The following is a 22537-nucleotide window of genomic DNA, read 5'->3' on the forward strand; positions in this document are numbered from 1 at the left end:
CCGCATGACCAAGACATTCGCCGCCATCGCCGCTTTCCTGACCGTTCTGGGGGGTGAGCAGGCCGATGCCGCCGCGCTGCGCCTGATCTATTCCGGGAACGACATTCCGCTGGTGTCCGGCCCGCCGGACTACGTCGGCGACCTGTACCCGGCATTTTCTGGCGAGATCGTGCTTGACGAGGCTGTGTTCGGGGGCAGTGTCGCCAACCAGACACTGTCCTTTTTCGCGAGCAGTTCGCCATTCGGCCCGGGCAACGACGTGGATGGCATCCTGTCCTGGACCCATGGGGTTCCGCTGTATTCGGTCGGCGGGACGACCGTGTCGCTGACCTTTGACGGGTCCAAGAACGTCGTGTCGTGGTTCATCGACGCGCTGGACGGGCCGCCGGACTATACCTCCACCACCACGCGGGATTTCTATATCGGGGGCAATGGCGGGACCTATTACACCGATGCGGGGACATGGGTGACGGCGGCGATCCCGGTGCCCGGGGCGGGTCTTGCGCTTGGGTCGGCGGGGCTGGCGCTGTTGTGCCTGCGTCGGAGGCCGCGCGCCGCGTGATCCCTGCGACATGGCGTGTGTGCCGCGCCAATTGACCCTTTCGAATCCGCGTGATTGATGGCGCAATGGCGCGGCGCAAGACCCCCACAACCAAGGCGAACGGGTCCGCCCCTGCGAAGGGGCGGTGCTGGCCCGTGCGCCGGTGGTTTCGCCGTTTCGGCCTTGCGGCTGTCGCGCTGCTGGCGCTGTGGGTCGCGGCCGCGGGGCTGCTGCCGGTGCCTGCGACGCCCTACATGCTGGCCGAACGGGTGCGGCACGGGACGCTGGCCCATGACTGGGTTGCGATCGGCGCAATCGCCCCTGTGATGCAGCGCGCGGCGGTGGCGGCGGAGGATGCCGATTTCTGCAGCCATTGGGGGTTCGACATCGCGGCGCTGCGGGCGGCCATCGATGGCGGGCTGCGGCGCGGCGGATCGACGATCAGCCAGCAGACCGTGAAGAACGTCTTCCTGTGGCAGGGCCGGTCCTGGCCGCGCAAGGCCGCCGAGGCGATCCTGACCCCCGTGGTGGAACTGGCCTGGTCCAAGCGGCGTATCCTCGAGGTCTATCTGAACGTGGCCGAGTTCGACACCGCCGTGTTCGGGGTGGAGGCTGCGGCGCAGCATTATTTCGGCGTGGCCGCGCGCGACCTGAGCGGCGTTCAGGCGGCCCGGCTCGCCGCGATCCTGCCCAGTCCCAAGACCCGTTCGGCTTCCAGCCCCGGCGATTTCACGCGCGGGCGGGCGGCGGCGATCCTTGACGGGGCCGAAACCATCCGCCGCGACGGGCGCGCGGCCTGTTTCCAGCCCGGCTGACATGTGCCCGCCGTTGCAACCGGGCGCAGTTCGCGGCAAGACGGGGGCATGGCCCAACCGGAACCCGCGATGACCGTGCTTTACCATGCGCCGCTATGCCCCTTCAGCCGGAAGGTGCGGCTGACCCTGCGCGAGAAGGGGATCGACTGCGACCGGCAGGAAGAACGCTACTGGGAGAAGTCGGCCGATTTCCTGCGTCGCAACCCGCTGGGCAAGGTGCCCGTGCTGCGCATCGACGGGCTGACCCTGTGCGAAAGCATGGCGATCTGCGAATACCTGGACGAGGTCTATCCCAACCCGCCGCTTTTGCCGCGCGACCCGCGGGAGCGGTTCGAGGTGCGGCGGCTGGTCGGCTATTTCGACGATGCCTTCTATCACCAGGTGACGCTGAAGGTGCTGGGGGAGCGGGTTCTGAAGAAGCTCACCGGCGCGGGCTATCCCGACAGCCGCAACGTCAAGGAGGGCGTGACGGCGATCAAGGGGCACCTGGACTACATGGCGCATCTGCTGGATCACCGCCGCTGGCTGGCGGGCGACGTGATGACGCTGGCCGATTTCGCCGCCGCGGCGCATCTGTCGGCGCTGGACTACCGGTCGGACGTGGACTGGCACCGGCAGCCGCTGGTGAAGGACTGGTACGCCAAGATCAAGTCGCGCCCTGCGTTTCGCGGGCTGCTGGCCGACCAGGTGGCGGGCTTCCCGCCTGCCGATCATTATGCCGATCTGGATTTCTGATCCCGCGCCCGATGCGTGACGCCGCCGCCCTGAAGGCGGCCATGGCCGCGCGGGCACGGGCCGAAGGGTTCGCGGCGATGGGGGTCTGCCGCCCCGACGCGGTGCCCGAGTTGCCCGCGCGTCTGGCCGAATTCGTCGGGCAGGGGCGGCACGGGCAGATGGGCTGGATGGCCGAACGCATCGCATGGCGCGGCGACCCGACCGCGCTGTGGCCCGCGGCGTGCAGCGTGGTGATGCTGGCGGAGGCCTATACACCGGATCACGACCCGCTGGAGACGCTGGCATTGCGGGACCGGGCGGCGATCAGCGTCTATGCGCAGGGGCGCGACTACCATGATCTGGTGAAGAAGCGACTCAAGCGGCTGGGGCGCTGGCTGCTGGACCAGCCCGAAGCGGCGGGCGCGGCGATCAAGGTCTTCGTCGACACGGCGCCGGTGATGGAAAAACCGCTTGCGCAGGCGGCGGGGCTGGGCTGGCAGGGGAAGCACACGAACCTTCTGGGGCGGAGCTTCGGCAATTGGGTGTTCCTGGGCGCGATCTTCACGACCGTCGATCTGCCCCCCGATGCGCCCGAGGGCGAGCATTGCGGCAGTTGCACGGCATGCCTCGATATCTGCCCGACCGAGGCGTTTCCGGCGCCCTTCCAGCTGGATGCGCGGCGGTGCATTTCGTACCTGACGATCGAGCATCATGGGCCGGTGGACCCAGCGTTGCGGGGCAAGCTGGGCAACCGGATCTATGGCTGTGACGACTGCCTGGCGGTCTGCCCGTGGAACAAGTTCGCCGTGGCCGCCACCGAAACCCGCTATGCCGCGCGGGACGAATTGCGCGCCCCGCCGCTGGCAGACCTCGCACGGCTGGACGATGCGGCGTTCCGGGCGCGGTTTTCCGGCTCGCCAATCAAGCGGATCGGGCGCGACCGCTTCGTGCGCAACGTGGCCTATGCCATCGGCAACAGCGGCGACCCGGCGCTGGTCGGCGCGGCGCAGCGGTTGGTGGACGACCCCGACGCCGCGGTGGCCGATGCCGCCCGCTGGGCCGTGGCACGGTTGCGGGGCGGGGGTTGTGCGCGTGGCTGAAGACCCCATTTCTGGGGTATACGCGGTGTGGTATCGTCACCGCATGACGCAACGGATGGAGGATCGATCATGAGTCGCCATATCATCGACGCCATGACCAAGCGCAGCACATCGGGCATGAAGCTGACGATGTCGCGCATTCCGATGGACGAACTGCCCCGGCGCACGACGCTTGCGTTGCAGCGCCGGCCGGTGTCGCGCCCTGCAAGCACGCGCGCACGGGAATACGCCCGGATCGAGCGCGGCTACACCGCCTGAAGCGTGGCGAAGCGGCGGGCGAGCGCTGCCGCTTCCTCCGCCCAGCCATAGGGCGGGTTCACGACGAACAGCCCGCTGCCACGCAGCCCGTGACCGGGCCGCGCCGGCGGGAATGTAACTTCGTGCCGGAAGGCGTTCGGTAGCCCGAGGCGGTCAAGCGCGGCGACCATCGGGCGATGCGCCCCGTTGGCCAACACGGAATACCACAGCATCAGCACGCCGACATTCCACCGCCGGTGAAGCGCGGCGAGCAGGTTTGGCATCGCGTCCCAATCCGATTTCAGTTCATAGGACGGGTCGATCAGCATCAGCCCGCGGCGTGGCGTGGGTGGCACCAGCGCCTTGGCCATGGACGGGCCATCCTCCCCCCTCACGATCACGCCGGGCAGCGCGTCTTGCAGGGCCGCGCGTTCGCGCGGGTGCAGTTCCGCCAGGATTATGGGATCGTCGTCGCGCAGAAGCGTCTGCGCGATTCGCGGCGAACCGGGATAGGCCTGCGGCCCCGCCAGCGCGCGGGCATGGGCCAGCGCGCGGGCATAGGGGTGATCGGCGGCGAACCAGTGTTCCATCCGCCCGATGCCCGCCGCGCACTCGCCTGTTTTCACCGCCTCGGGCGCGGAAAGATCATACATCGCGCGCCCGGCATGCGTTTCGACATAGCACATCGGCTTGGGCTTGCGCGCCATGTAGTCGAGCGCCACGGCGAGCAGCGCGTGCTTGTGCACATCCGCGGCGTTGCCCGCGTGATAGATGTGCTGGTAGGACAGCATCCCGCGCGGCGCCCGTCAGGCGCGCACGCGTTTCTCGTAGGCCTCGGCGATGTCGCGGGCCATCGCGCCCACCTCGAAATTGTAATCGCCGATCTGGCCCACCGGCGTCACCTCGGCGGCGGTGCCGGTCAGCCAGCATTGCTGGAAGCTTTCAAGCTCCTCGGGCATGATGTGGCGTTCGTGCACGGCGATCTGGCGGTCCTTGAGCATCTGCACCACGGTCTGCCGCGTGATGCCGTTCAGGAAGCAGTCGGGCTTGGGCGTGTGCACCTCGCCGTCCTTGACGAAGAAGATGTTGGCGCCCGTCGCTTCGGCCACGTAGCCGCGATAGTCGAACATCATGGCGTCGGAACAGCCCTTCGCCTCGGCCGTGTGCTTGGACATGGTGCAGATCATGTAGAGCCCGGCGGCCTTGGCCTGGCTGGGGGCGGTTTCCGGGCTGGGCCGCTTCCATTTCGCGATGTCGAGCTTCGCGCCGCGGGTCTTGGCGTCGCCGTAATAATTGCCCCAGGTCCAGGCCGCGACGGCCATGCGGACCGGGTTGCGGGCCGAGGCGACGCCCATGTCCTCGCCCGCGCCGCGCCACGCGATGGCGCGCACATAAGCGTCGGACAGGTTGTTGGCCTGCATGACCTCGTATTTCGCGGCCTCGATTTCATCGACGGTCCAGGGGATGTCGAAATCGATCAGGTTGGCCGACGCGCGAAGGCGTTCGGAATGGCGGCGCGATTCGAAGATGGTCCCGCCATAGGCGCGCTCGCCCTCGAATACCGACGACGCGTAATGCATGGCATGGGTGAGAATATGCACATTGGCGTCCCGCCACGGCACCAGTTTGCCGTCGAGCCAGATCATGCCGTCGCGATCGTCGTAGCTTCCCGCCATGGAATTCCCTTTCCGCCTGCCGGTTTCCGGATGTTGCGCAATTCATGGCCGGCTCGGACCATTTATTGCCAAAAATCTGCGCGGTTCTAGCCGCGGGCACTTGGAAAGTCAACAAGGCTGACATAAACTTCCCGCAAGCGTGGCGATGGAGACGGACATGGACGGACAAGGCGGGGAAAAGCTGCTGTTCCTGACGGACGAACAGCTGCGCCAAGGGATCGAGGCGATGTTCTTCGCCTACCGGGGGTTCACGTCGGATCCGGACCGCATTCTCGACCAGCATGGCTATGGTCGGGCGCATCACCGGGCGCTTCATTTCATCAACCGCAGCCCGGGCACAACGGTGACGAACCTGCTGGCGATTCTCGGGGTGACGAAGCAGTCGCTGAACCGGGTGCTGCGGACGCTGATCGCCGATGGCCTGGTCGAAGGACGCGTGGGCGCGCAGGACCGTCGCGAGCGACACCTGCACCTGACAGCGGCAGGAGTGGCGCTGGAATCGCAGTTGTCGGACGCGCAGCAGGCCCGGATGCGGCAGGCGTACCGGCAGGCGGGCCCCGAAGCGGTGGCCGGGTTCCGCCGCGTGCTGGAGGCGATGATGGAGCCCGAGATCCGCCGCCAGTATGCGCGTCTTGCCGAGTGAACCGATGAGTGCGACCGACATGCCCGACACCCATCTTCTGGTGGTGGACGACGACGAACGCATCCGCGGCCTTCTGCAGAAATTCCTGCGCCGTCACGGGTTCTGGGTCAGTGTCGCGCGGGACGCGGCACAGGCGCGGCGGCTGCTGGAGGGGCTTGATTTCGATCTGATCGTGCTGGACGTGATGATGCCGGAGGAGGACGGGATCACCCTGACGGCCAGCTTGCGCGAGGATATCGCGACGCCGATCCTGCTGCTGACCGCACGGGGCGACACCGCGGACCGGATCGCGGGGCTGGAGGCCGGGGCCGACGATTACCTGCCCAAGCCCTTCGAGCCGAAGGAGTTGCTGCTGCGGATCAACGCGATCCTGCGGCGTATGCCGCCACCCGATCCGGGTGCCGCGGGGGACGGGGCGATCCTGAGCCTTGGTCCGGTGCGGTATGACACCGAGCGCGGCGAGATGTGGCAGGGGACGGAGGTGATCCGGCTGACGGCGACCGAGCAGCACCTGATGCGCATATTCGCGGCGCGGCTGGGTGCGGCGCTGAGCCGGGCACAACTGGCGGAGGAGCTGGGCCGCGACAGGGGGCAGGCGCAGGAACGCGCCGTGGATGTGCAGATCACCCGCCTCCGGCGCAAGATCGAGGCCGATCCGAAACAGCCGCGCTACCTTCAGACCGTGCGCGGCGCGGGTTACATGCTGGTGAGCGACTGAGCCTGCGCCGTGCTTGCCACAATGCGCCGCGTGCCGCGGCACGACATGTCCCCACCGCCGCTTTTGCGGCGTCGGGTCCCGTGGGTCCCACGGTTGCGGGCGCCCGATTGCGGAGGGCCCTGCGCCGTTCTAGGGTCGCGGCATGACAACGGCCCTGTACCATCACCCGGATGCGGCGTCCCACGTGACCCCGCCCGGTCACCCCGAACAGGTCGCGCGGTATCACGCGATCATGAAGGCTCTGGACGATCCGCGCTTTGCCGCGCTCGACCGGCGGCTGGCGCCCATGGTCGCGGATGAGGCGCTGTTGCGCTGCCATCCGCAATGGTATCTCGACCGGGTCGCAGCTGCGGCCCCGGCGGAGGGCTGGGCATCGCTGGATGCCGATACCCATGTGATGGCCGCGAGCGAGACCGCTGCGCGCCGGGCCGCAGGGGCCGCGGTGGCGGCAGTGGACGCCGTGATGACAGGCGAGGTGGGGAACGCCTTTTGCGCGTTGCGCCCGCCGGGGCACCATGCGGAACGGGAAACGGCAATGGGGTTCTGCCTCTTCGGAACCGTGGCGGTGGCGGCGAAGCACGCGCTGGAGGCGCATGGTCTGGCCCGCGTGGCGGTGATGGATTTCGATGTGCATCACGGCAACGGCACGCAGGATCTGCTGTGGGACGAGCCGCGCGCGACCTTCGTGTCCACGCACCAGTCGCCGCTCTACCCCGGCACGGGTGCGGCGGGGGAGCGCGGGGCGCACGGGCAGATCCTGAACCTGCCGCTGCCCGCGGGCACCGATGGGGTCGCGTATCGCGCGGTGTTCGAGGCGCGGGTGCTGCCGGCGCTGCGCGCGGCCCGGTCGGAACTGTTGCTCGTCTCTGCCGGGTTCGATGCCCATCGCGCCGACCCCTTGGCGCAGATGGCGCTGGGGACGGACGATTTCGCCTGGATCACGGAACGGCTGTGCGATGTCGCGGACGAGAGTTGCGGGGGCCGGGTGGTCTCGGTACTCGAAGGGGGATATGACCTCGACGCGCTCGCCGACAGCGTCGCCGCCCATCTGGGCGTGCTGATGGATCGCGGCGGGGCAGGAACCAAAGAGGGCCGCGGACAATGACCGAGACGGATGTGAAGGACATGAGCTTCGAGACCGCCATGGCGGAACTGGAGAAGGTCGTGGGGCGGCTGGAATCCGGCGACGTGCCGCTGGAGGATTCCATCGCGCTTTACGAACGCGGCGCGGCGCTGAAAGCCCATTGCGCGGCGCGACTGCAGGCGGCCGAGGAAAAGGTGGCGACCATCACGCTCGACGAACAGGGCCAGCCCAAGGGGTCGGTGCCCATGGACACCCAGTGACGTCGGCGGAGGACGGCGCGCCGTCGTTCGAGGCGGCACTGGTGGCGGCGGCGCGGGATATCGAAGGCTGTTTCGATCATGTGCTGTCGGGCGGGCCGGACCTGCCGGTGGTCGCGGCGATGGGGTACGCCACGCGCGGCGGCAAACGTCTGCGCGGGTTTCTCGTGCTGGAATCGGCGGCGTTGCACGGGGTCGCGCGGGCCGATGCGATCTGGCCCGCCACGGCGATCGAGGCGCTGCACGCCTATTCGCTGGTCCATGACGACCTGCCCTGCATGGATGACGACGACCTGCGCCGGGGTCAGCCCACGGTGCACCGCGCCTGGGACGAAGGCACCGCCGTGCTGGTGGGCGACGCGTTGCAGACGCTCTCGTTCGATCTCGTGACGCGGGCGGACGGGATCCCGCCGGAGCGGCGGCTCGATCTGGTGGCGTCGCTGGCCCGCGCGTCGGGGATGGCGGGCATGGTGCTGGGGCAGGCGCAGGACATCGCCGCCGAAAGCGCCGCCGCGCCGCTGACGCTGGACGAGATCACGACGCTGCAGGCCAACAAGACGGGCGCGCTGATCGGCTGGTCGGCAGAGGCGGGCGCGCGCATGGCCGGGGTCGATCCGGCGCCTCTGACAGCCTATGCTGCGGCGCTGGGGCTGGCGTTCCAGATCGCGGACGACATCCTGGACGTGGAGGGCGACCCGGCGGCGGCGGGCAAGCGTCTGCGCAAGGACGACGCTGCGGGCAAGGCGACGTTCGTGTCGCTGCTGGGGCTGGATGCGGCGCGGGCGCGGGCAAGGTCGCTGGTGGAGGACGCCTGCGACGCGCTGGCATCCTATGGCGACCGGGCCGAAACCTTGCGGGCGGCGGCGCGCTTCGTTATCTCCCGCAGCCACTAGAGCGGCGCCCTGCCGCCCCACGCCGCCCCGGCGGGAAGGACAGCATGACCGACCGACCGCAGACGCCGCTTCTGGACCGCGTGGCCAGCCCTGCCGACCTGAAGGCCCTGTCGGATGCCGAACTTCGACGGTTGGTCGACGAGGTCCGGGCCGAGACGATCAGCGCCGTGTCGGTCACGGGCGGGCACTTGGGCGCCGGGCTGGGCGTGGTGGAACTGACCGTGGCGCTGCACGCGGTCTTCGACACGCCGCGGGACAAGCTGATCTGGGACGTGGGCCACCAATGCTATCCGCACAAGATCCTGACCGGGCGCCGGGACCGCATCCGGACCCTGCGCCAGACCGGGGGGCTGTCGGGGTTCACCAAGCGCAGCGAGAGCCCGTTCGATCCGTTCGGGGCGGGGCATTCGTCCACCTCCATCTCGGCGGCGCTGGGGTTCGCGGTGGCGCGCGACCTGGGTGGTGCGCCGCCCGAAGGCGCGGGCGATGCCATTGCGGTGATCGGCGACGGGGCGATGTCGGCAGGCATGGCGTTCGAGGCGCTCAACAATGCGGGGCATCTGAAGAAACGCCTGATCGTGATCCTGAACGACAACGAGATGTCGATAGCGCCGCCCACGGGGGCGCTGTCGTCCTACCTCTCGCGGCTTTATGCCGGGGCGCCGTTCCAGGAGTTCAAGTCGGCGGCCAAGGGCGCCGTGAGCCTGCTGCCCCCGCCGTTCCAGGAAGGGGCGAAGCGCGCCAAGGACATGCTCAAGCACCTCACGGTGGGCGGCACCATGTTCGAGGAGCTGGGCTTCAGCTATCTCGGCCCCATCGACGGGCACGACATGGACCAGTTGCTGCCGGTGCTGCGCACGGTCAAGGCACGGGCCACGGGGCCGATCCTGATCCATGCGATCACCCGCAAGGGCAAGGGTTATGCCCCGGCCGAGGCGCGCGCGGACCGCGGCCATGCCACCGCGAAGTTCGACGTGCAGACCGGCGCGCAGGCCAAGGCCAAGTCGAACGCGCCGAGCTATACCAACGTCTTCGCCGATGCCCTGCTGGCCGAGGCTGCGGCGGACAGCCGGATCGTGGCGGTGACGGCGGCGATGCCGGATGGCACGGGGCTGACCCGTTTCGCCGACCGCTACCCGTCGCGGATCTTCGATGTGGGCATCGCGGAACAGCATGGCGTGACATTTTCCGCCGGGCTGGCGGCCGGTGGCCTGCGGCCCTTCTGCGCGATCTATTCGACCTTCCTGCAGCGCGGATACGACCAGGTCGTGCATGATGTGGCGATCCAGCGGCTGCCCGTGCGCTTCGCCATCGACCGCGCGGGGCTGGTCGGCGCGGATGGCGCGACCCATGCGGGTGCCTATGACGTCGCCTTCCTGTCGAACCTGCCGGGATTCGTAGTGATGGCTGCCGCGGACGAGGCCGAGTTGATGCACATGGTGGCCACCGCCGCCGCCCATGACGATGGCCCCATCGCGTTCCGCTATCCGCGGGGCGAAGGGGTGGGCGTGGAGATGCCGGCGCGCGGCACGCCGCTGGAGATCGGCAAGGGCCGGATCGTGCGGCAAGGGTCCGGTGTGGCGATCCTGTCCTTCGGTGCGCGGCTGGCAGAGGCGGAGAAGGCCGCGGAACGGCTGGCGGCACGGGGTATCACGCCGACCCTGGCCGATGCGCGCTTCGCCAAGCCGCTGGACCGCGACCTGATCCTGCGGCTGGTGGCGGAGCATGACGCGATGGTCACCGTCGAGGAAGGCGCCGTCGGCGGATTCGGCAGCCATGTCGCGCAGCTTCTGGCGGAGGCGGGCGTGTTCGACCGGGGGCTGAAGTTTCGGTCTATGGTATTGCCGGACACGTTCATCGACCACGCGAGCCCGGCGGAGATGTATGCGAACGCCGCCATGGATGCTGCGCATATCGAAGCGAAGGTGCTGGACGTTCTGGGGGTGGAGCGGCTGGACGCGCGGCGGGGGTGAACCGACCGCCAGTCTGACCGGAACCCCGCAGGAAGCCCGTCGGGAAACCTCGCGCTCGGGTGCGCAAGCGGCGCGGACAGGTCCCTGCCGAAGGACCCGGCCACCGCCCCATGACAGGCATCTCGCGGCGGCTTTGCCTGCATCGGCTGTCCGGTGCGCGACCATGGATGCCGCAACCTGGGTGCACATCCGGTTAACCGCTTTGGACCTTTGTGCGGATGCTCTGCGGGGCTGCGATTTTGCCGACCGTGCCTCGGTCAGATCGGGGAAGGGAGGATCGGAACGGCCCGTGGAAGCGCGTGCTTCGGCTGACGTTGTTGTATGAATTTTTCATGTCACACGACCGCGGCGCTACGGTGACGCCAAATACAAAATACTGAAAAAATGCACTTTTGTCTGGAGCTGCAATTCTCGGCGAGCGCTGCACAAGAAGTGGGCGCGAATTTGTCTAGGCGATATCCCAGACTTCGCTATCCTTTCGGCGTCGAAACCGGAGTTCGAGTCGCTCATGTTGTCCAGTCCGCTCATGTCCGCACGCCATGCCACGCTTCGCTTGGCGATCATTGCCGTGTTTGCAGCACTTCTTGCCGCCGTTCAGGCCCGCGCCGCCGACGTTCAAGCCGACCCGCGCCGCGCCGCGCTGTTCTGGCACCAGGAAACCGGGGTCCAGCCGAGGTTCGATCTGATTGCACTGACCAGCGAAACCTATGCCCGCGCCGCGGAGATCGACCGCCCCGGGATCCTCCAGTCGCAGGTCGCGCGGATGGAGGCGGACGTGGCCTCCATCGACATCACCGACGATATCTATGTCCTGCGCATCCGGTCGCGGCTGTCGGAATACGACCCGCGCGAGGGCGGCTTCTTCGACAGCCTGTTCGCCGGGGCCTCGTACATCCCGCTGCCGCTGGAGGGCAATCCGTTCACGGAGGACAATTTCGCGGGACGCGCGCTCGACGGAAACTACGAGCTGCATTTCCTGAATGCGCCGGATTTCCATTTCTGGCCGGAAAGCGAGGACAAGGCGCGCGCGATCATGGCCTCCGCCGGGCGCGAACCGTCGGTCGTCGTCGAATTCCGGCTCCAGCCCATCGCGGCCCAGCCCGCGCCGCCGGTGCGGGACGCGACCCGCCGCATCTATGGCCGGGTCCTGTCGGCGCAGGTGGAAGACGACCGGGGCAATCCGCTGTTTTCCCGCAGTGTGGACCCGGTCGCCGCGGCGGACATGCCGGCGGCCCGCGCGGCGGCGCGCGACGTGATGGCGAGCCCCGACGATCTGACCATGGCGATGCTGTGGCACAAGATCGTGGACGGTCCGACCCCGGACTGGGCGCGGCTCGTATCGCAGGATCCGGTGCTGGGTCGCGCCGACATCTTCGCCCGCGACGCGGTGGAACAGGTGCTGATCGCGCAGGCGCAGGACTATTACGCCCGGATCGACCCCGCCCGCGCCTTCCGGCTGACGGTGAACGCCGATGTGGGTCCCTATGACATGGCGACCGGGGTGTTCCCGATCACCATGGGCGGGGTGGTCCGGTACGAGCACGATTTCCCTTTCGTCGCATATCCGGATGACGTGGAACGCCGGAGCCGGTCGCAGCAGGTCATCCGAGCGCCCGAACGGACCACCCACTTCGGGCTCGCCTTCGAGAACGGCGACGCGCTCGAAGGCTTTCCCGCCGATCAGGACACGGCCCGCGCCATCGGGTTGAACCTGCGCGGCATGGCCGAGGTCGTGGTGCGCCCGGTCAAGGCGGAGACGGTGGAAAACCGGCTCGGCACGGATGCCGAGAAGTTCCTTCTGGCGCGGATCGAAGCGATCCGCGTGACGGAGGGCAACAGCGGCAAGCTGCTGCACGAGGCGACATACCCTCGTTATGTTGGCCCGGTCGAGATCGCCCTGCGCACGCCCGCGCCTGAAACCTTCGAAGGAGTCGATCCCTATGACGTGGAAATCCGCGGCCTGACGCTGGGCATGTCCGAGGCGGAGTTCACGGCCGCGGCCCAGGCCGTGTTCGGCGCGGCCGGCCCCGACAGCGAGGATCCGGCGCGCATCCGGTTCCGGGGCGGGGCCAATGAACGGGGTTATGCCGTCCTCGACATGGACCGGAACGTGAAGGCGATTTCCTATGTCCGGAGCTGGGAAGGATCGCTGGCGCAGCCCGTCTACGAGGCGACGATCACCAAGTACGGCGTGCCGGGGCGCGGGTCCGAGGTGCGCACCGATCCGCTCACCCGCAGCGACCAGGAAGCGCTGATGCACTGGACGACGAACAGCCAGCGCGTGGGCGGGTTCACGGGCCGGGTGTGGTACTGGGACTACCAGGAGGAAACGACCCTCTATCTCGACCTCGAAGACCGGTCCAAGGACACCTTCGCACCGCCGCCCGCGGTCATCAGCCTTGACTAGCGGATTGTGGCGCGCCGCGGCACTGGCCGCGGGGCTTGCGGGCGGTGCGGCGGCGGCGGGCCCGATGGCGATCTGCCAGGCCGCGAACCCGCAGTTTCCGCAGTTGTGCGGCTGTGCCATAGGAAGATCGCAGGCGGAAGGGATCGACGGCGCGGCGCTGGACAAGCTCCTGGCCAACGACTTCATGGGCGTGCCGCTGGATGCGATGCAGCGTTACGGGCTGATCTTCGTGGAATGCACGCAGGCGGCGGTGATGCAGCAGCTTTCCCCCGGCATGGCGATGCCGGGCGTTCCCGGGCCTCCCCCGGTGGCGGGCGTTCCAGGGGCACCTCCGGTAGCGGGCATCCCCGAAGCCCCTCCTGTGGCAAGTCTTCCCGGTCAGGCACCGTCGGTCGCAACCTCGCCCGAAGCCGCCGGCCCGTCGAGGCATGCGGCCCCGGCTCCGGTCGAAGCTCAGCCGGGCGCACCGTCTTTCGCGCCGCCGCCCCTGACTGCCGTGACCCCTCTAGCCCCGCTGCCGCCCATGCCTGGCGCGGTCGCGGCGGCACCGGTTCCGGTCCCGTCCGGACCCGGCAGCATGCGGATCGACCTTGACCCGCTGACAACTGCGGGCACCGCCATCAACCTCGACCCGTCAACTTCCGGTACCGGGGCGGCCATCGATCTCGATTCACCGGTAGCGTCCGCACCGATGATCGACCTCGACCCGCCCGCCGCCAACGCAGGATCGGCGATCGACCTCGATCCGCAGACAAGCAGCACCGGGGCAGTCATCGACCTCGACCCGCCTGTCGGAACGTCACCGGTGATTGACCTCGACGCGTCCACCGGTACCACGCAGACCATCGACCTCGACCCCGCGCCGCGCGCGCCGCCTGCGACCGGAGGATTCAGGCTCGTGGTGCAGGACGGTACCCAGATGCCTCCGCCGGGGTCGTGGTTCGCCTACGCCGAGCTGATCCGCAACGATCCATTCCCCGCATGGGCCGACCGGATCATCGGCGGTAGCGGCGTGACCGACGAGCGGGGCACGATCCTCATGGCTGCCTGCAACGCGCGCTCCGCACCGGCCCTCGTGGTCGGCCCGCTGCGCGACCCAGCCGCGCTGTACGCCATCACGCTGGAGGTGCGGGGCGCGGGCGGCATCCTGCACGAGCAAACCGTCCCCGCGCGCTGGATCGAGCAGGACCTTGGCCATGCCGAATTTCGCACTGGCCTGATGAACGCCCTGCGCCGGGGCAGCTCCGTGATTGTGCGCCTGAAGGACGCGGGCGGGACCGTGACCGACACTCTCACCTTCGGTCTGCGCGGATCGTCCGACGCGCTGCCCGGTTTCGACTGCGCCAACAAGCAACCCTGGCTCAGCACGACACCGGGCGGCTTCGGCGGCGAATGGGTGCGCGGCGCTTGGATGCCGACCGAGCGGTGGGACGACGACCCGCGCGGCGCGCCCGCGCTGACTCTGGGCCAACCCAACACCGTGCTGGAACGGCTGACGCTGACCTGCGACCGGCGCTTCGTGCTCGATCCCGCGGGCAAATACGTGCCCCCGCCCGGTTTCGAAGCAAGCCTCGCCTTCACGCTGGCGCTATCGGTGGATGGGGGGCCTGAGACCGAACTGCCCGCGCGCTTCGCATCGTCCTTCAGTACGGAACTGGTGACGGTCGATCCCCTTCCCGCGTCACTGCTGGCGGCGATGGCCACGGGGCAGCGGCTGATGGTGGGGCGGCCCGACATGGAACCGGGCGACATGCTGACGCGCAGCTTCGATCTGGCAGGGCTGGCGGCGGGGCTGGGCGGGCTGGCCTGTCCGCCGCCGCCCGAAGCCCCGGCGGCGCGGCCGCGCACCGACCTGACCGGGCTGGGGCTGCTATGGCAGGCGGGGGATATCGGCGAAAGCCTGCCGCGGGATTTCAACGGCAATGTGCAGCCGACCCCGGTCGCGTGGCTTGACCTGCAGCGGACGGACCTGCCCAATCTTGGGCTCTATTGCGGCGGCTATCCCTATTTCCTCGGCGGTGATTTCCCGGTGCGCGGCGACGCGACGCTGCGGCTGACCGTGGACGGTGACCCCACCCTGTCGGAGGACGTCGCCTTCGGCAGCTACCGGGCCTTCATGAACGGCAGCCCAGATCCGGCGCTGGCGCAAGCGATCCTGTCGGGCCGCACCCTGCGGGTGACCCTGCTGGAGGACAGCCGCATCGATGTGCTCTACCCGCTCGACGGGGCCGCCGCGACCCTGCGCGCAGCGGGCTGCGCCGGGTAACCGGGGTGCCGGGGTGCGGCGGTGGCGGTCCGTCCGGTCCCTGAGTAACTTGTTCCCGGCGCATGCTTTCGACGCATCTGCCGCGTCGCAGCGGCCCCGGTGCAGACCGGGACCGCGGTCAAGTCAGAGCGTGGCACCCATCATCATGCGCACGATTTCCTCGTCGCTGGTCTCGGCCGGCCGACGTTCCCCCGCGACGACGCCACGGGCGAGCACAATGATCCGGTCCGCGGCGGCGAAGATGTCCGGCAGGTTGTGCGAGATCAAGATGATCCCAACGCCCTTCGACTTCAGCCGGTCGATCAGCGCCATGACCTCCCGCTGTTCGGGCACGCCGAGCGCCGCCGTCGGCTCGTCCATGATGACCAGCCGCGCCTGCCAGTGAACGGCGCGCGCGATGGCGATGGCCTGCCGCTGCCCGCCCGACAATTCCCGCACCGGGGCGGACGGGTCAGGGATGACGATGCCGAGATTGCGCAGAACCTCCACCGCGTTGCGCCGCATCTCGGGACGATCGAGGAAGGGCAGACCGCAGACCCGCCGCGTCCGTTCCCGCCCGAGATAGAGGTTCAATCCGGGGTCGAGATTGTCGGCAAGCGCGAGATCCTGGTAGATCGTCTCGATCCCGGCACTGCGCACCGCCTCGGGCGAGCGTCCGGTCAGGAGCGACCCGTCGAACTGCACGTTTCCCTCCGTCGGGGCATGCACGCCGGAGATCATCTTGATGACCGTGGACTTGCCCGCGCCGTTGTCGCCGGCCAGGACCACGCATTCGCCTGCGTTCACGTCGAAGGTGACGTTGCTGACCGCTTCGATCCCGCCGAAGCGCTTCTTCAGCCCGCGTACCTGGAGCAAGGCTGTCATGGCCGTCCTCCCGTCAGCCGGCCCTTGGACTGGTCCACCAGCACAGCGACGATGATCACGAGCCCCACGGCGACGAACTGCCAGTAGGGTGGCAGACCGCAGAACACGAGCCCGAACTGGATCACCGCGATGATGAAGGCGCCGATGACGGTCCCAGTGACAGTCCCCTGTCCGCCGGTCAGCGATGCGCCGCCGATGAACACCGCGGCCACGGCGTAAAGCAGGATCGGTTCCCCCGCATTGGCGGCACCGGCGGAAAAGCGCCCGGTATAGATCAGCCCGCCGATCCCTGCCGTCACGGCCGAGATCACGAAGAGCAGGATCAGGTGGCGTTTCACGTCCACCCCTGCGCGCTCGACCGACGCCCGGTTCGCGCCGAGCGCATAGGTATGCACCCCGAACCGGGTATGCGTCAGCAGGTAGTGGCACGCGATCGCCAGCAGGGCCGCGATCACGACCGGAACGGGAAAGCCGAGGATGTCGCCATTGCCGAAGGCGCGCAATTCGTCGCTGCGCACGGACACGGTGGCGCCGCCCGCCACGATCAACGCCATGCCGCGTGCGATGCCGTAGGTGCCCAGCGTCCCGATGAAGCTGGGCACGTTCAGATAGGCGACGAGCCAACCGTTGACGAGCCCGACAAGACTTGCCGCCCCCAGCCCCACGAGTACGGCGAGCAGGAGCGCCAGCCAGCCGCCATCGACCCCGAGCCCTCGGATCACGAGTGCCATGACGACCGCGGCCAGCCCGGTGGTGAAGCCGATGGACAGGTCGATATGCCCCGCCACGATCACCAGTGTCAGTCCGAGCGCAAGCAGCAGAATCTGCGATGCCGCGACCGCGATGGCCTGCACGTTATAGGCGCGAAAGATGAAGGTGCCGCCGGTTTCCGACTGCGCATAGAGTTCAAAGAAGCCCAGGATGAGGATGAGAAACAGCCAGGACCAGGCGTTCAACAGGGACTTCAGGAATGAAGCCCCTGTCTTTGGTGTTGTCAGCGCGGGGTTCATTCGGAGTAGATGAACTTCGCGATGTTCTCGTCACCGACATTGTCGGCATTGATGACCGTGAAGCCCGTTCCGATGGATACGGGTACCGACTGGCCGGTCAGCACGGCATAGGCCGCCATCACGCCGAAATACCCGATTTCCGCGGGGTGCTGGGCAATGGCCGCGTCGACGAGGCCGGAGGAGATGTTGTCCACGATGCTTTTCGGCGCATCGAACGCGATGACCGTGACGTCGTCGGCCATGTTCGCGGAATCCACCCCGTTGCCTGCGCCGAGCGCCGAGAACAGGTTGGCGCCGAACACGCCCTTGATGTCGGGGTTGCGGGCCATCACCGCCTGGAACTGCGAAGCCGCGAGCGAGGCGTCATTCTCGTTGTACTGGGTGTCCAGCACCTCGATGTCGGGATAGTTCGCGGCCATCTCGGCCTTGAATCCTTCCTCGCGCTGGTCGGTGGTGGAGATGCCGGGCCGCACGTTGGACACGTAGACCTTGCCCTCGCCGCCGATCGCGTCGGCCATGAAACGCGCGGCCATGCGCCCACCGCCGACATTGTCCGACGCGATGTAGGACATCGGGAAATCGCCGTCGCCCGCGCCGTCCTGATACTGGCCGTCGTCGATGAAGGTGTCGACGGTGATGATCGGGATGCCGTTTTCATGGGCGCGGCGCAGCGGTTCGATCATCTGGGTGCTGTCCGTCGGCGCGATGAGGATCGCATCCGGGCCGCGCGCGATCACGGCGTCGAGGACCGGCGTCTGAAGGACCGGGTCGAATTCTTCCGCGCCCTGGAAATCCACCGTGATCCCAAGTGCATCGGCGGCCGCCTGCGCGCCCCGGTTCATGGTGATGTAGAAGGCGTCGGTCGTCAGGCCGGGCACCAGCGTGATGGTGATGTCGTCCTGGGCCTGTGCCACGGACGCGCCGGCCAGTGCCGCCACGAGGGCGCACGAAGTCACGAGATTTCGCATGGATCGGTTTCCTCCCTTTGATCCCGGCCTCTGAAAGCGGGCCGGTAATGCATCGCCGCGGTGACTCCGCGTCGAATCAAATCAAGTTTGACGAAAGAAGGATTGCCCAGCCCATGGCGACAGGGCAAGAATAAAATACCTGAAATTTGTTTCACGCATGGGGCCCATGACCGACCCGACCCGACCCACCCGCCTGATGAACCGCAGCCTGATGCATACTGCCGCGCGGCTGCATTATGTCGAGGGCATTTCCCAGATGGAAACCGCCCGCCGGATGCAGGTTTCGACGGCGACGGTGTCGCGGCTGCTGTCGCGGGCCCGCGACGAAGGCATCGTGCGCATCCAGGTCATCGATCTCGACGAGGCTGACGAGATCGGCGACCGGTTGCGCGCGGCGTTGCCGTTGCGCCAGGTGCGCGTGCTCGAAAGCGACCGGGTGGCGGCGCTGGCATCGCAGGTCGGGGCGTTGCTGGCCGAGGCTGCACTGCCGCGCGGTGCGGTTCTTGCGGTCGGCTGGGGCCGGACCGTGCAGGGCGTCATCTCCGCCGGTCTGCCCGCGTTGCCGGGCGCGGTGGTCGTGCCCACGACCGGGGGGATGCACCAGACAGCGTCGCATTTCCAGATCAACGAATTCGTGCGCATGGCGGCCGAACAGATGGCGGCGGAACCACGGCTTCTCTATGCGCCGTCCCTGCCGTCGCCGGAACTGCATGCAGCACTTCTGCGAGACCCGCAAATGGCCCATGTGATGAAATGCTGGGATCGTGTCGACGCCGCGATCGTCGGGATCGGCGCCTTTCGCAGCGCCGCGAGCCGCCGCGAGGTCGGCTTTCCCGCCGACCGCGCCGACCGCATCGCCGGCGACGTCGTGCGCCATTATTTCGACGTGACCGGGGCCGAGATCGCGTGGCCGGGTCAAGACCGGCTGATGGCCATGAGCTGCGCGCAACTGCGCCGCGTGCCGCTGGGGATCGGCGTTGCGACCGGACGCGACAAGGTCGATGCCATCATCGGCGCGGCCCGGTCTCGCATGATCAACGCGCTTGTCACCGATACGCGCACCGCGGGCGCGGTACTTGATGCGCTGGACCTGACCGGTCCGGAAGACATGGCCTAGCTGTCCGGCAGGGATGCGAGAAAGATATTTCAGCAAATTATTGTTGATAGGGCTAGCCGCGGCGGCTATGCCTCTGGGGGCGCCAAGCTGCGCGCCGCTGCCAACCCAGAAAGACGAGGATCCGGACCCATGCCCTTGACGATGACCACTTCGGAGCGGCGCGGATACCAGCAGATATGCGGGTCCAACGGGCTGATGATGGTCGTGGCCTGCGACCAGCGGGGGGGCATGCGCAAGGTGCTCGCCGACACGCCCGAAGCCCAGTCCGCCATCGATGAGGCGCAACTGGGCATCGTGAAGGCGGATATCGTGCGATACCTTGCGAACAAGGCGTCCTGCGTGCTTCTGGATGCGGTCTGCGCGGTGCCGAACGTGGTCGATGACGGAGTTCTGGCGCGGGATACCGGGCTGCTGATCGGGCTTGATGCGTCGGGCTGGGACGTGGACGCGCAGGGCTATCGCCTGTCGAAGCTCGTGCCGGGCATCACCGCGCGGCGGGTGCGGGAACTGGGCGGTACCGGGGCCAAGCTGATGGTCTATCTGCGCCCCGACCGGCCTGCGGCGAACAACGTGAACATCCAGATCATCCGCGATTGCGTGGCCGATTTCGCGGCGGAGGACCTTTTGCTGGTGGTCGAGATCCTGACCTACCAACTCGCAGGCGAAAGCGATGCCGACTATGCCGCCGCCTTTCCCGGCCTGATCGTGGACAGTGCGCGGATTTCACTGGAGCTGGGTGCCAAGGTTCTCAAACTGCCGTATCCCGCGACCGCGGAAGCCTGCGCGCAGATCACCGCGCTGTGCGACGGGGTGCCATGGGCGGTACTGTCCGCCGGGGTGGACCACGCGACATTCGTGGGTCAGGTCGAGACGGCCATGCAGAACGGGGCCTCCGGTGTGATTGCCGGGCGGGCGCTGTGGAAGGATTGCATCTCGCTCGATCCCGATGTCCGGCGCGACCGTCTCGACACTGTCGCATCGTCACGACTGGGCGAGATTCAAGGCATTCTCGACAGCCATGCCGCGGCCCGCTGATACGGCCATCGGGCTTGACGTGGGCGGCACGCGCATTCGTGCCGCGATCATCGGTCGTGACGGGGCGATGCGGGACCGGCGCATCGAAGCCGTGCAGCCGGATCGCGCGGGCTTCGCCGCGCAGGTGTCGCGGCTGGTGGAGGCGCTGAACCATACAGGATGTGCCGGGATCGGCATCGGCATTCCGGGGCGCGTGGACGGGGGCACCGGCGCGATCCTGTCGGCGGGGTATCTCGACATTGCCGGGCTCGACCTGCGGGCGCGGTTGGGCGCGACGGCGGGACTGTCGGTCCGGGTGGAAAACGACGCGGCCATGGCGTTGCTGGCCGAAGTGTCGTGCGGCCCGGCCGACGCGCGCGGCCTGGTGGCCATGGTCACGGTCGGCACTGGCGTTGGCGGCGCGCTGGTCAGCGAAGGTCGTCCCTGGCATGGTGGCGGCGTGGCGGGGCAGTTCGGCCATATCGTCGTGGATGCGGGCGGGCCGCCGTGCCGGTGCGGGCAGCGGGGGTGCGTGGAAACCTTCAGCTCCGGTACCGCGCTCGGCGCGCTGGTGCTGGCGGAGGGACTTGCACCCGGAACGCGCGCCGAGGATCTTCTTGACCGCGCAGTACAGGGCGATGCGGTCGCGGCAACAGTGCTGGACCGCTGGGCGCTGCCCATGCAGCGCGCGCTGCACACGCTGGCGGCGGTGGTCAACCCGGTGCGGGTCGTGATCGGCGGCGGGCTGGGCGGGGCGATGGCCGCCGCGCTGGACCGGCTGCCCGCGCGCGACGGCTGGTACAGCCAACCCTTTGCCGCGGCGACGCTGGGCGACGATGCGGGCGTGATCGGCGCGGGGCTGTCGGTCTTCGCGGGGCGGGCGCCGTGAAGCGGGTTGTCCTTGTCAACGGCGTCCCCGCCAGCGGCAAATCGGCCCTTGCGGCGCGGCTTCTGCCGTATCTTCACGCGGAAGGGTTGGCGGCGGTGCCCTTCGCGCTCGATACCGTGAAGGAGGCGCTGTTCGATCATGTCGGCACCGGGGACCGCGACCACAACCGGATGCTGGGGCGCGCGAGCTATCAGGCGATCTTCGACACGATCGCGGCCTTTCCCGATGATCTGGTCCCGGTGATCGACGCATGGCACGGTTTCCAGCCGGACACGGTCCTGCGCGACCATCTTGCCCGCGCCGGGGTCGCGCGCGTGATCGAGCTGTGGTGCGACATTCCACCGGAAACCGCCGCCGTACGGTATCGCGCCCGCAGCGCCGTGCGGCGACCGGGCCATCCCCCGGCATCCTATGCCGACGAATTGCTGGAGCTTGCCCGGTGCGCTTGCCCCGTGTCGCTTGGCCCGGTGGTGCGGGCGCGCGGCGACGGCCCGCCCGACGACCCTGCACCGCTGCGCGCCGTGGCCGACCTGTTGCGGACGGGCGGTCCGACGAACCCTGAGGGAGGAGAGATGTGATGACGGAATTCGACAAGGGCCCGATCCTCGTGACCGGGGCCAGCGGCGGCATCGGTGCCGCCACGGTGCGCCATCTGGTGCGGGCGGGCGCGCAGGTGATCGCGGCGGGGCGCGACGAAGACAAGCTTGCCGCACTCGCCGCCGAAACGGGCTGCACGACACTGGCCTTCGACCTGACGTCCGAGGACAGCGTGCGGGACGCCCTCGGCGATCTCGACCTGTGGGGGGTCGTGAATTGCGGCGGCTGGGGGGGCGAGATCGCCACGCCCATGGACACCGATATCGACGTCTTCGACAAGGTGATCGCCGTGAACACCCGCGGGGCGCTTCTCGTGACCAAGTACGCATCGCGCAGCATGATCCGGCTGGGCCGCGGCGGCGCCATTGTCAACGTGTCGAGCCAGGCCGCGCTCGTCGCGCTGAAGGGGCATATCTGTTACGGCGCGTCGAAGGCGGCGCTCGACAACATCACCCGTGTCTCGGCGCTGGAACTGGGGCCCCACGGCATCCGCGTGAACGGCGTGCATCCCACGGTCGTGATGACCCCGATGTCCGCGTGGTACTGGGGCCGCCCCGAGATCGAAGGTCCGTTCCTGTCGCAGATGCCGCTGGGCCGCTGGGCGACCGAGGACGAGATCGCGGCGCCCATCGTCTTTCTTCTGGGCGACGGCGCGTCCATGATCACGGGCGTGTCGCTGCCCATCGATGGCGGCTATACCGCCTGCTGACACGCGTGCGGTAGGGGGCCGCAACAGACGCAGGACCATGAGGGA

At 68.4% G+C, this 22537-nt stretch carries 23 protein-coding genes; 18 read left to right on the forward strand and 5 right to left on the reverse strand.

All coding sequences use genetic code 11. The annotated features are described in order from the left end of the window. The first annotated feature begins 4 nt into the window (after window positions 1–4). From DDE13_RS07010 to DDE13_RS07030, 5 genes are all read left to right on the forward strand, one after another. Complete coding sequence (locus DDE13_RS07010; RefSeq protein WP_111402847.1) at window positions 5–562, forward strand: hypothetical protein; 558 nt, start codon at window positions 5–7, stop codon at window positions 560–562. 65 nt (window positions 563–627) lie between these two features. Beyond that, a complete protein-coding gene (mtgA, locus tag DDE13_RS07015; RefSeq protein ID WP_111402849.1) occupies window positions 628–1356 on the forward strand; it encodes a monofunctional biosynthetic peptidoglycan transglycosylase in 729 nt (242 codons plus the stop codon). Window positions 1357–1425: 69 nt separating this feature from the next. Further along, the gene (fzlA, locus tag DDE13_RS07020; RefSeq protein ID WP_111402851.1) at window positions 1426–2091 is read left to right on the forward strand and encodes an FtsZ-binding protein FzlA; all 666 of its coding nucleotides are present in this window, start codon (window positions 1426–1428) and stop codon (window positions 2089–2091) included. An 11-nt stretch (window positions 2092–2102) separates the two neighbouring features. Next, on the forward strand, window positions 2103–3170 hold the full coding sequence (gene queG / locus DDE13_RS07025) for a tRNA epoxyqueuosine(34) reductase QueG (RefSeq protein ID WP_111402853.1): 1068 nt from the start codon (window positions 2103–2105) through the stop codon (window positions 3168–3170). A gap of 69 nt (window positions 3171–3239) precedes the next feature. Then, window positions 3240–3428: a hypothetical protein gene (locus tag DDE13_RS07030; protein WP_111402855.1), complete on the forward strand. Its 189-nt coding sequence runs from the start codon at window positions 3240–3242 to the stop codon at window positions 3426–3428. Here DDE13_RS07030 and rlmJ read toward each other — a convergent pair. Continuing rightward, window positions 3416–4198, reverse strand: coding sequence for a 23S rRNA (adenine(2030)-N(6))-methyltransferase RlmJ (gene rlmJ / locus DDE13_RS07035; protein WP_111402857.1), 783 nt, complete (start codon window positions 4196–4198; stop codon window positions 3416–3418). The two genes, DDE13_RS07030 and rlmJ, sit on opposite strands and share 13 nt — an antisense overlap. Before the next feature lie 15 nt (window positions 4199–4213). Next, window positions 4214–5083, reverse strand: a complete 870-nt coding sequence (locus tag DDE13_RS07040) for a branched-chain amino acid aminotransferase (RefSeq protein WP_111402859.1) — start codon at window positions 5081–5083, stop codon at window positions 4214–4216. A 157-nt stretch (window positions 5084–5240) separates the two neighbouring features. Between DDE13_RS07040 and DDE13_RS07045 the strand changes: the two genes are divergently transcribed. From DDE13_RS07045 to DDE13_RS07080, 8 genes are all read left to right on the forward strand, one after another. Beyond that, window positions 5241–5726: a MarR family winged helix-turn-helix transcriptional regulator gene (locus DDE13_RS07045; RefSeq protein WP_111402909.1), complete on the forward strand. Its 486-nt coding sequence runs from the start codon at window positions 5241–5243 to the stop codon at window positions 5724–5726. A gap of 4 nt (window positions 5727–5730) precedes the next feature. After that, on the forward strand, window positions 5731–6444 hold the full coding sequence (locus DDE13_RS07050; protein ID WP_235868624.1) for a response regulator: 714 nt from the start codon (window positions 5731–5733) through the stop codon (window positions 6442–6444). Between the two features lie 142 nt (window positions 6445–6586). After that, entirely contained in the window at window positions 6587–7549 is a 963-nt protein-coding gene (locus DDE13_RS07055) for a histone deacetylase family protein (RefSeq protein WP_111402861.1), read from the forward strand. After that, window positions 7546–7788 (forward strand): exodeoxyribonuclease VII small subunit, encoded by a 243-nt coding sequence (locus DDE13_RS07060; RefSeq protein WP_111402863.1) that lies wholly within the window; start codon window positions 7546–7548, stop codon window positions 7786–7788. The genes DDE13_RS07055 and DDE13_RS07060 overlap by 4 nt, the downstream gene beginning before the upstream one ends. Further along, complete coding sequence (locus tag DDE13_RS07065) at window positions 7785–8678, forward strand: polyprenyl synthetase family protein (RefSeq protein ID WP_394340288.1); 894 nt, start codon at window positions 7785–7787, stop codon at window positions 8676–8678. The genes DDE13_RS07060 and DDE13_RS07065 overlap by 4 nt, the downstream gene beginning before the upstream one ends. A 44-nt stretch (window positions 8679–8722) precedes the next feature. Continuing rightward, entirely contained in the window at window positions 8723–10651 is a 1929-nt protein-coding gene (dxs, locus tag DDE13_RS07070; protein WP_111402865.1) for a 1-deoxy-D-xylulose-5-phosphate synthase, read from the forward strand. A gap of 568 nt (window positions 10652–11219) precedes the next feature. Then, a complete protein-coding gene (locus DDE13_RS07075; protein WP_162630896.1) occupies window positions 11220–13058 on the forward strand; it encodes a hypothetical protein in 1839 nt (612 codons plus the stop codon). Next, window positions 13051–15324 (forward strand): hypothetical protein, encoded by a 2274-nt coding sequence (locus tag DDE13_RS07080; protein ID WP_162630897.1) that lies wholly within the window; start codon window positions 13051–13053, stop codon window positions 15322–15324. The genes DDE13_RS07075 and DDE13_RS07080 overlap by 8 nt, the downstream gene beginning before the upstream one ends. A 123-nt stretch (window positions 15325–15447) precedes the next feature. Here DDE13_RS07080 and DDE13_RS07085 read toward each other — a convergent pair whose 3' ends face one another. Genes DDE13_RS07085 through DDE13_RS07095 form a run of 3 tightly spaced genes read right to left on the reverse strand, consistent with a single transcriptional unit; the run spans window position 15448 to window position 18166 of the window. After that, window positions 15448–16188 carry an ATP-binding cassette domain-containing protein gene (locus DDE13_RS07085; RefSeq protein ID WP_111402871.1) on the reverse strand — a complete coding sequence of 247 codons (741 nt, stop codon included), beginning with the start codon at window positions 16186–16188 and terminating at the stop codon, window positions 15448–15450. Then, window positions 16185–17144 (reverse strand): ABC transporter permease, encoded by a 960-nt coding sequence (locus tag DDE13_RS07090; protein WP_235868625.1) that lies wholly within the window; start codon window positions 17142–17144, stop codon window positions 16185–16187. The genes DDE13_RS07085 and DDE13_RS07090 overlap by 4 nt, the downstream gene beginning before the upstream one ends. Before the next feature lie 50 nt (window positions 17145–17194). After that, window positions 17195–18166, reverse strand: coding sequence for an ABC transporter substrate-binding protein (locus tag DDE13_RS07095; protein WP_111402875.1), 972 nt, complete (start codon window positions 18164–18166; stop codon window positions 17195–17197). A gap of 166 nt (window positions 18167–18332) precedes the next feature. On the opposite strand from DDE13_RS07095, the gene DDE13_RS07100 reads away from it, so the two are divergent. From DDE13_RS07100 to DDE13_RS07120, 5 genes are all read left to right on the forward strand, one after another. Continuing rightward, window positions 18333–19283, forward strand: a complete 951-nt coding sequence (locus tag DDE13_RS07100; protein ID WP_222626046.1) for a sugar-binding transcriptional regulator — start codon at window positions 18333–18335, stop codon at window positions 19281–19283. 129 nt (window positions 19284–19412) lie between these two features. Beyond that, window positions 19413–20318, forward strand: coding sequence for a tagatose-bisphosphate aldolase (locus tag DDE13_RS07105; RefSeq protein WP_111402877.1), 906 nt, complete (start codon window positions 19413–19415; stop codon window positions 20316–20318). Beyond that, window positions 20302–21186 carry an ROK family protein gene (locus DDE13_RS07110; RefSeq protein WP_162630898.1) on the forward strand — a complete coding sequence of 295 codons (885 nt, stop codon included), beginning with the start codon at window positions 20302–20304 and terminating at the stop codon, window positions 21184–21186. The genes DDE13_RS07105 and DDE13_RS07110 overlap by 17 nt, the downstream gene beginning before the upstream one ends. Next, window positions 21183–21764 carry an AAA family ATPase gene (locus DDE13_RS07115; protein WP_162630899.1) on the forward strand — a complete coding sequence of 194 codons (582 nt, stop codon included), beginning with the start codon at window positions 21183–21185 and terminating at the stop codon, window positions 21762–21764. The genes DDE13_RS07110 and DDE13_RS07115 overlap by 4 nt, the downstream gene beginning before the upstream one ends. Then, on the forward strand, window positions 21764–22492 hold the full coding sequence (locus DDE13_RS07120; protein WP_111402882.1) for an SDR family oxidoreductase: 729 nt from the start codon (window positions 21764–21766) through the stop codon (window positions 22490–22492). Before DDE13_RS07115 ends, DDE13_RS07120 begins: the two co-directional genes overlap by 1 nt. Window positions 22493–22537: the final 45 nt, after the last annotated feature.

Source organism: Meridianimarinicoccus zhengii (assembly GCF_003254465.1).
Lineage (GTDB): Bacteria > Pseudomonadota > Alphaproteobacteria > Rhodobacterales > Rhodobacteraceae > Meridianimarinicoccus > Meridianimarinicoccus zhengii.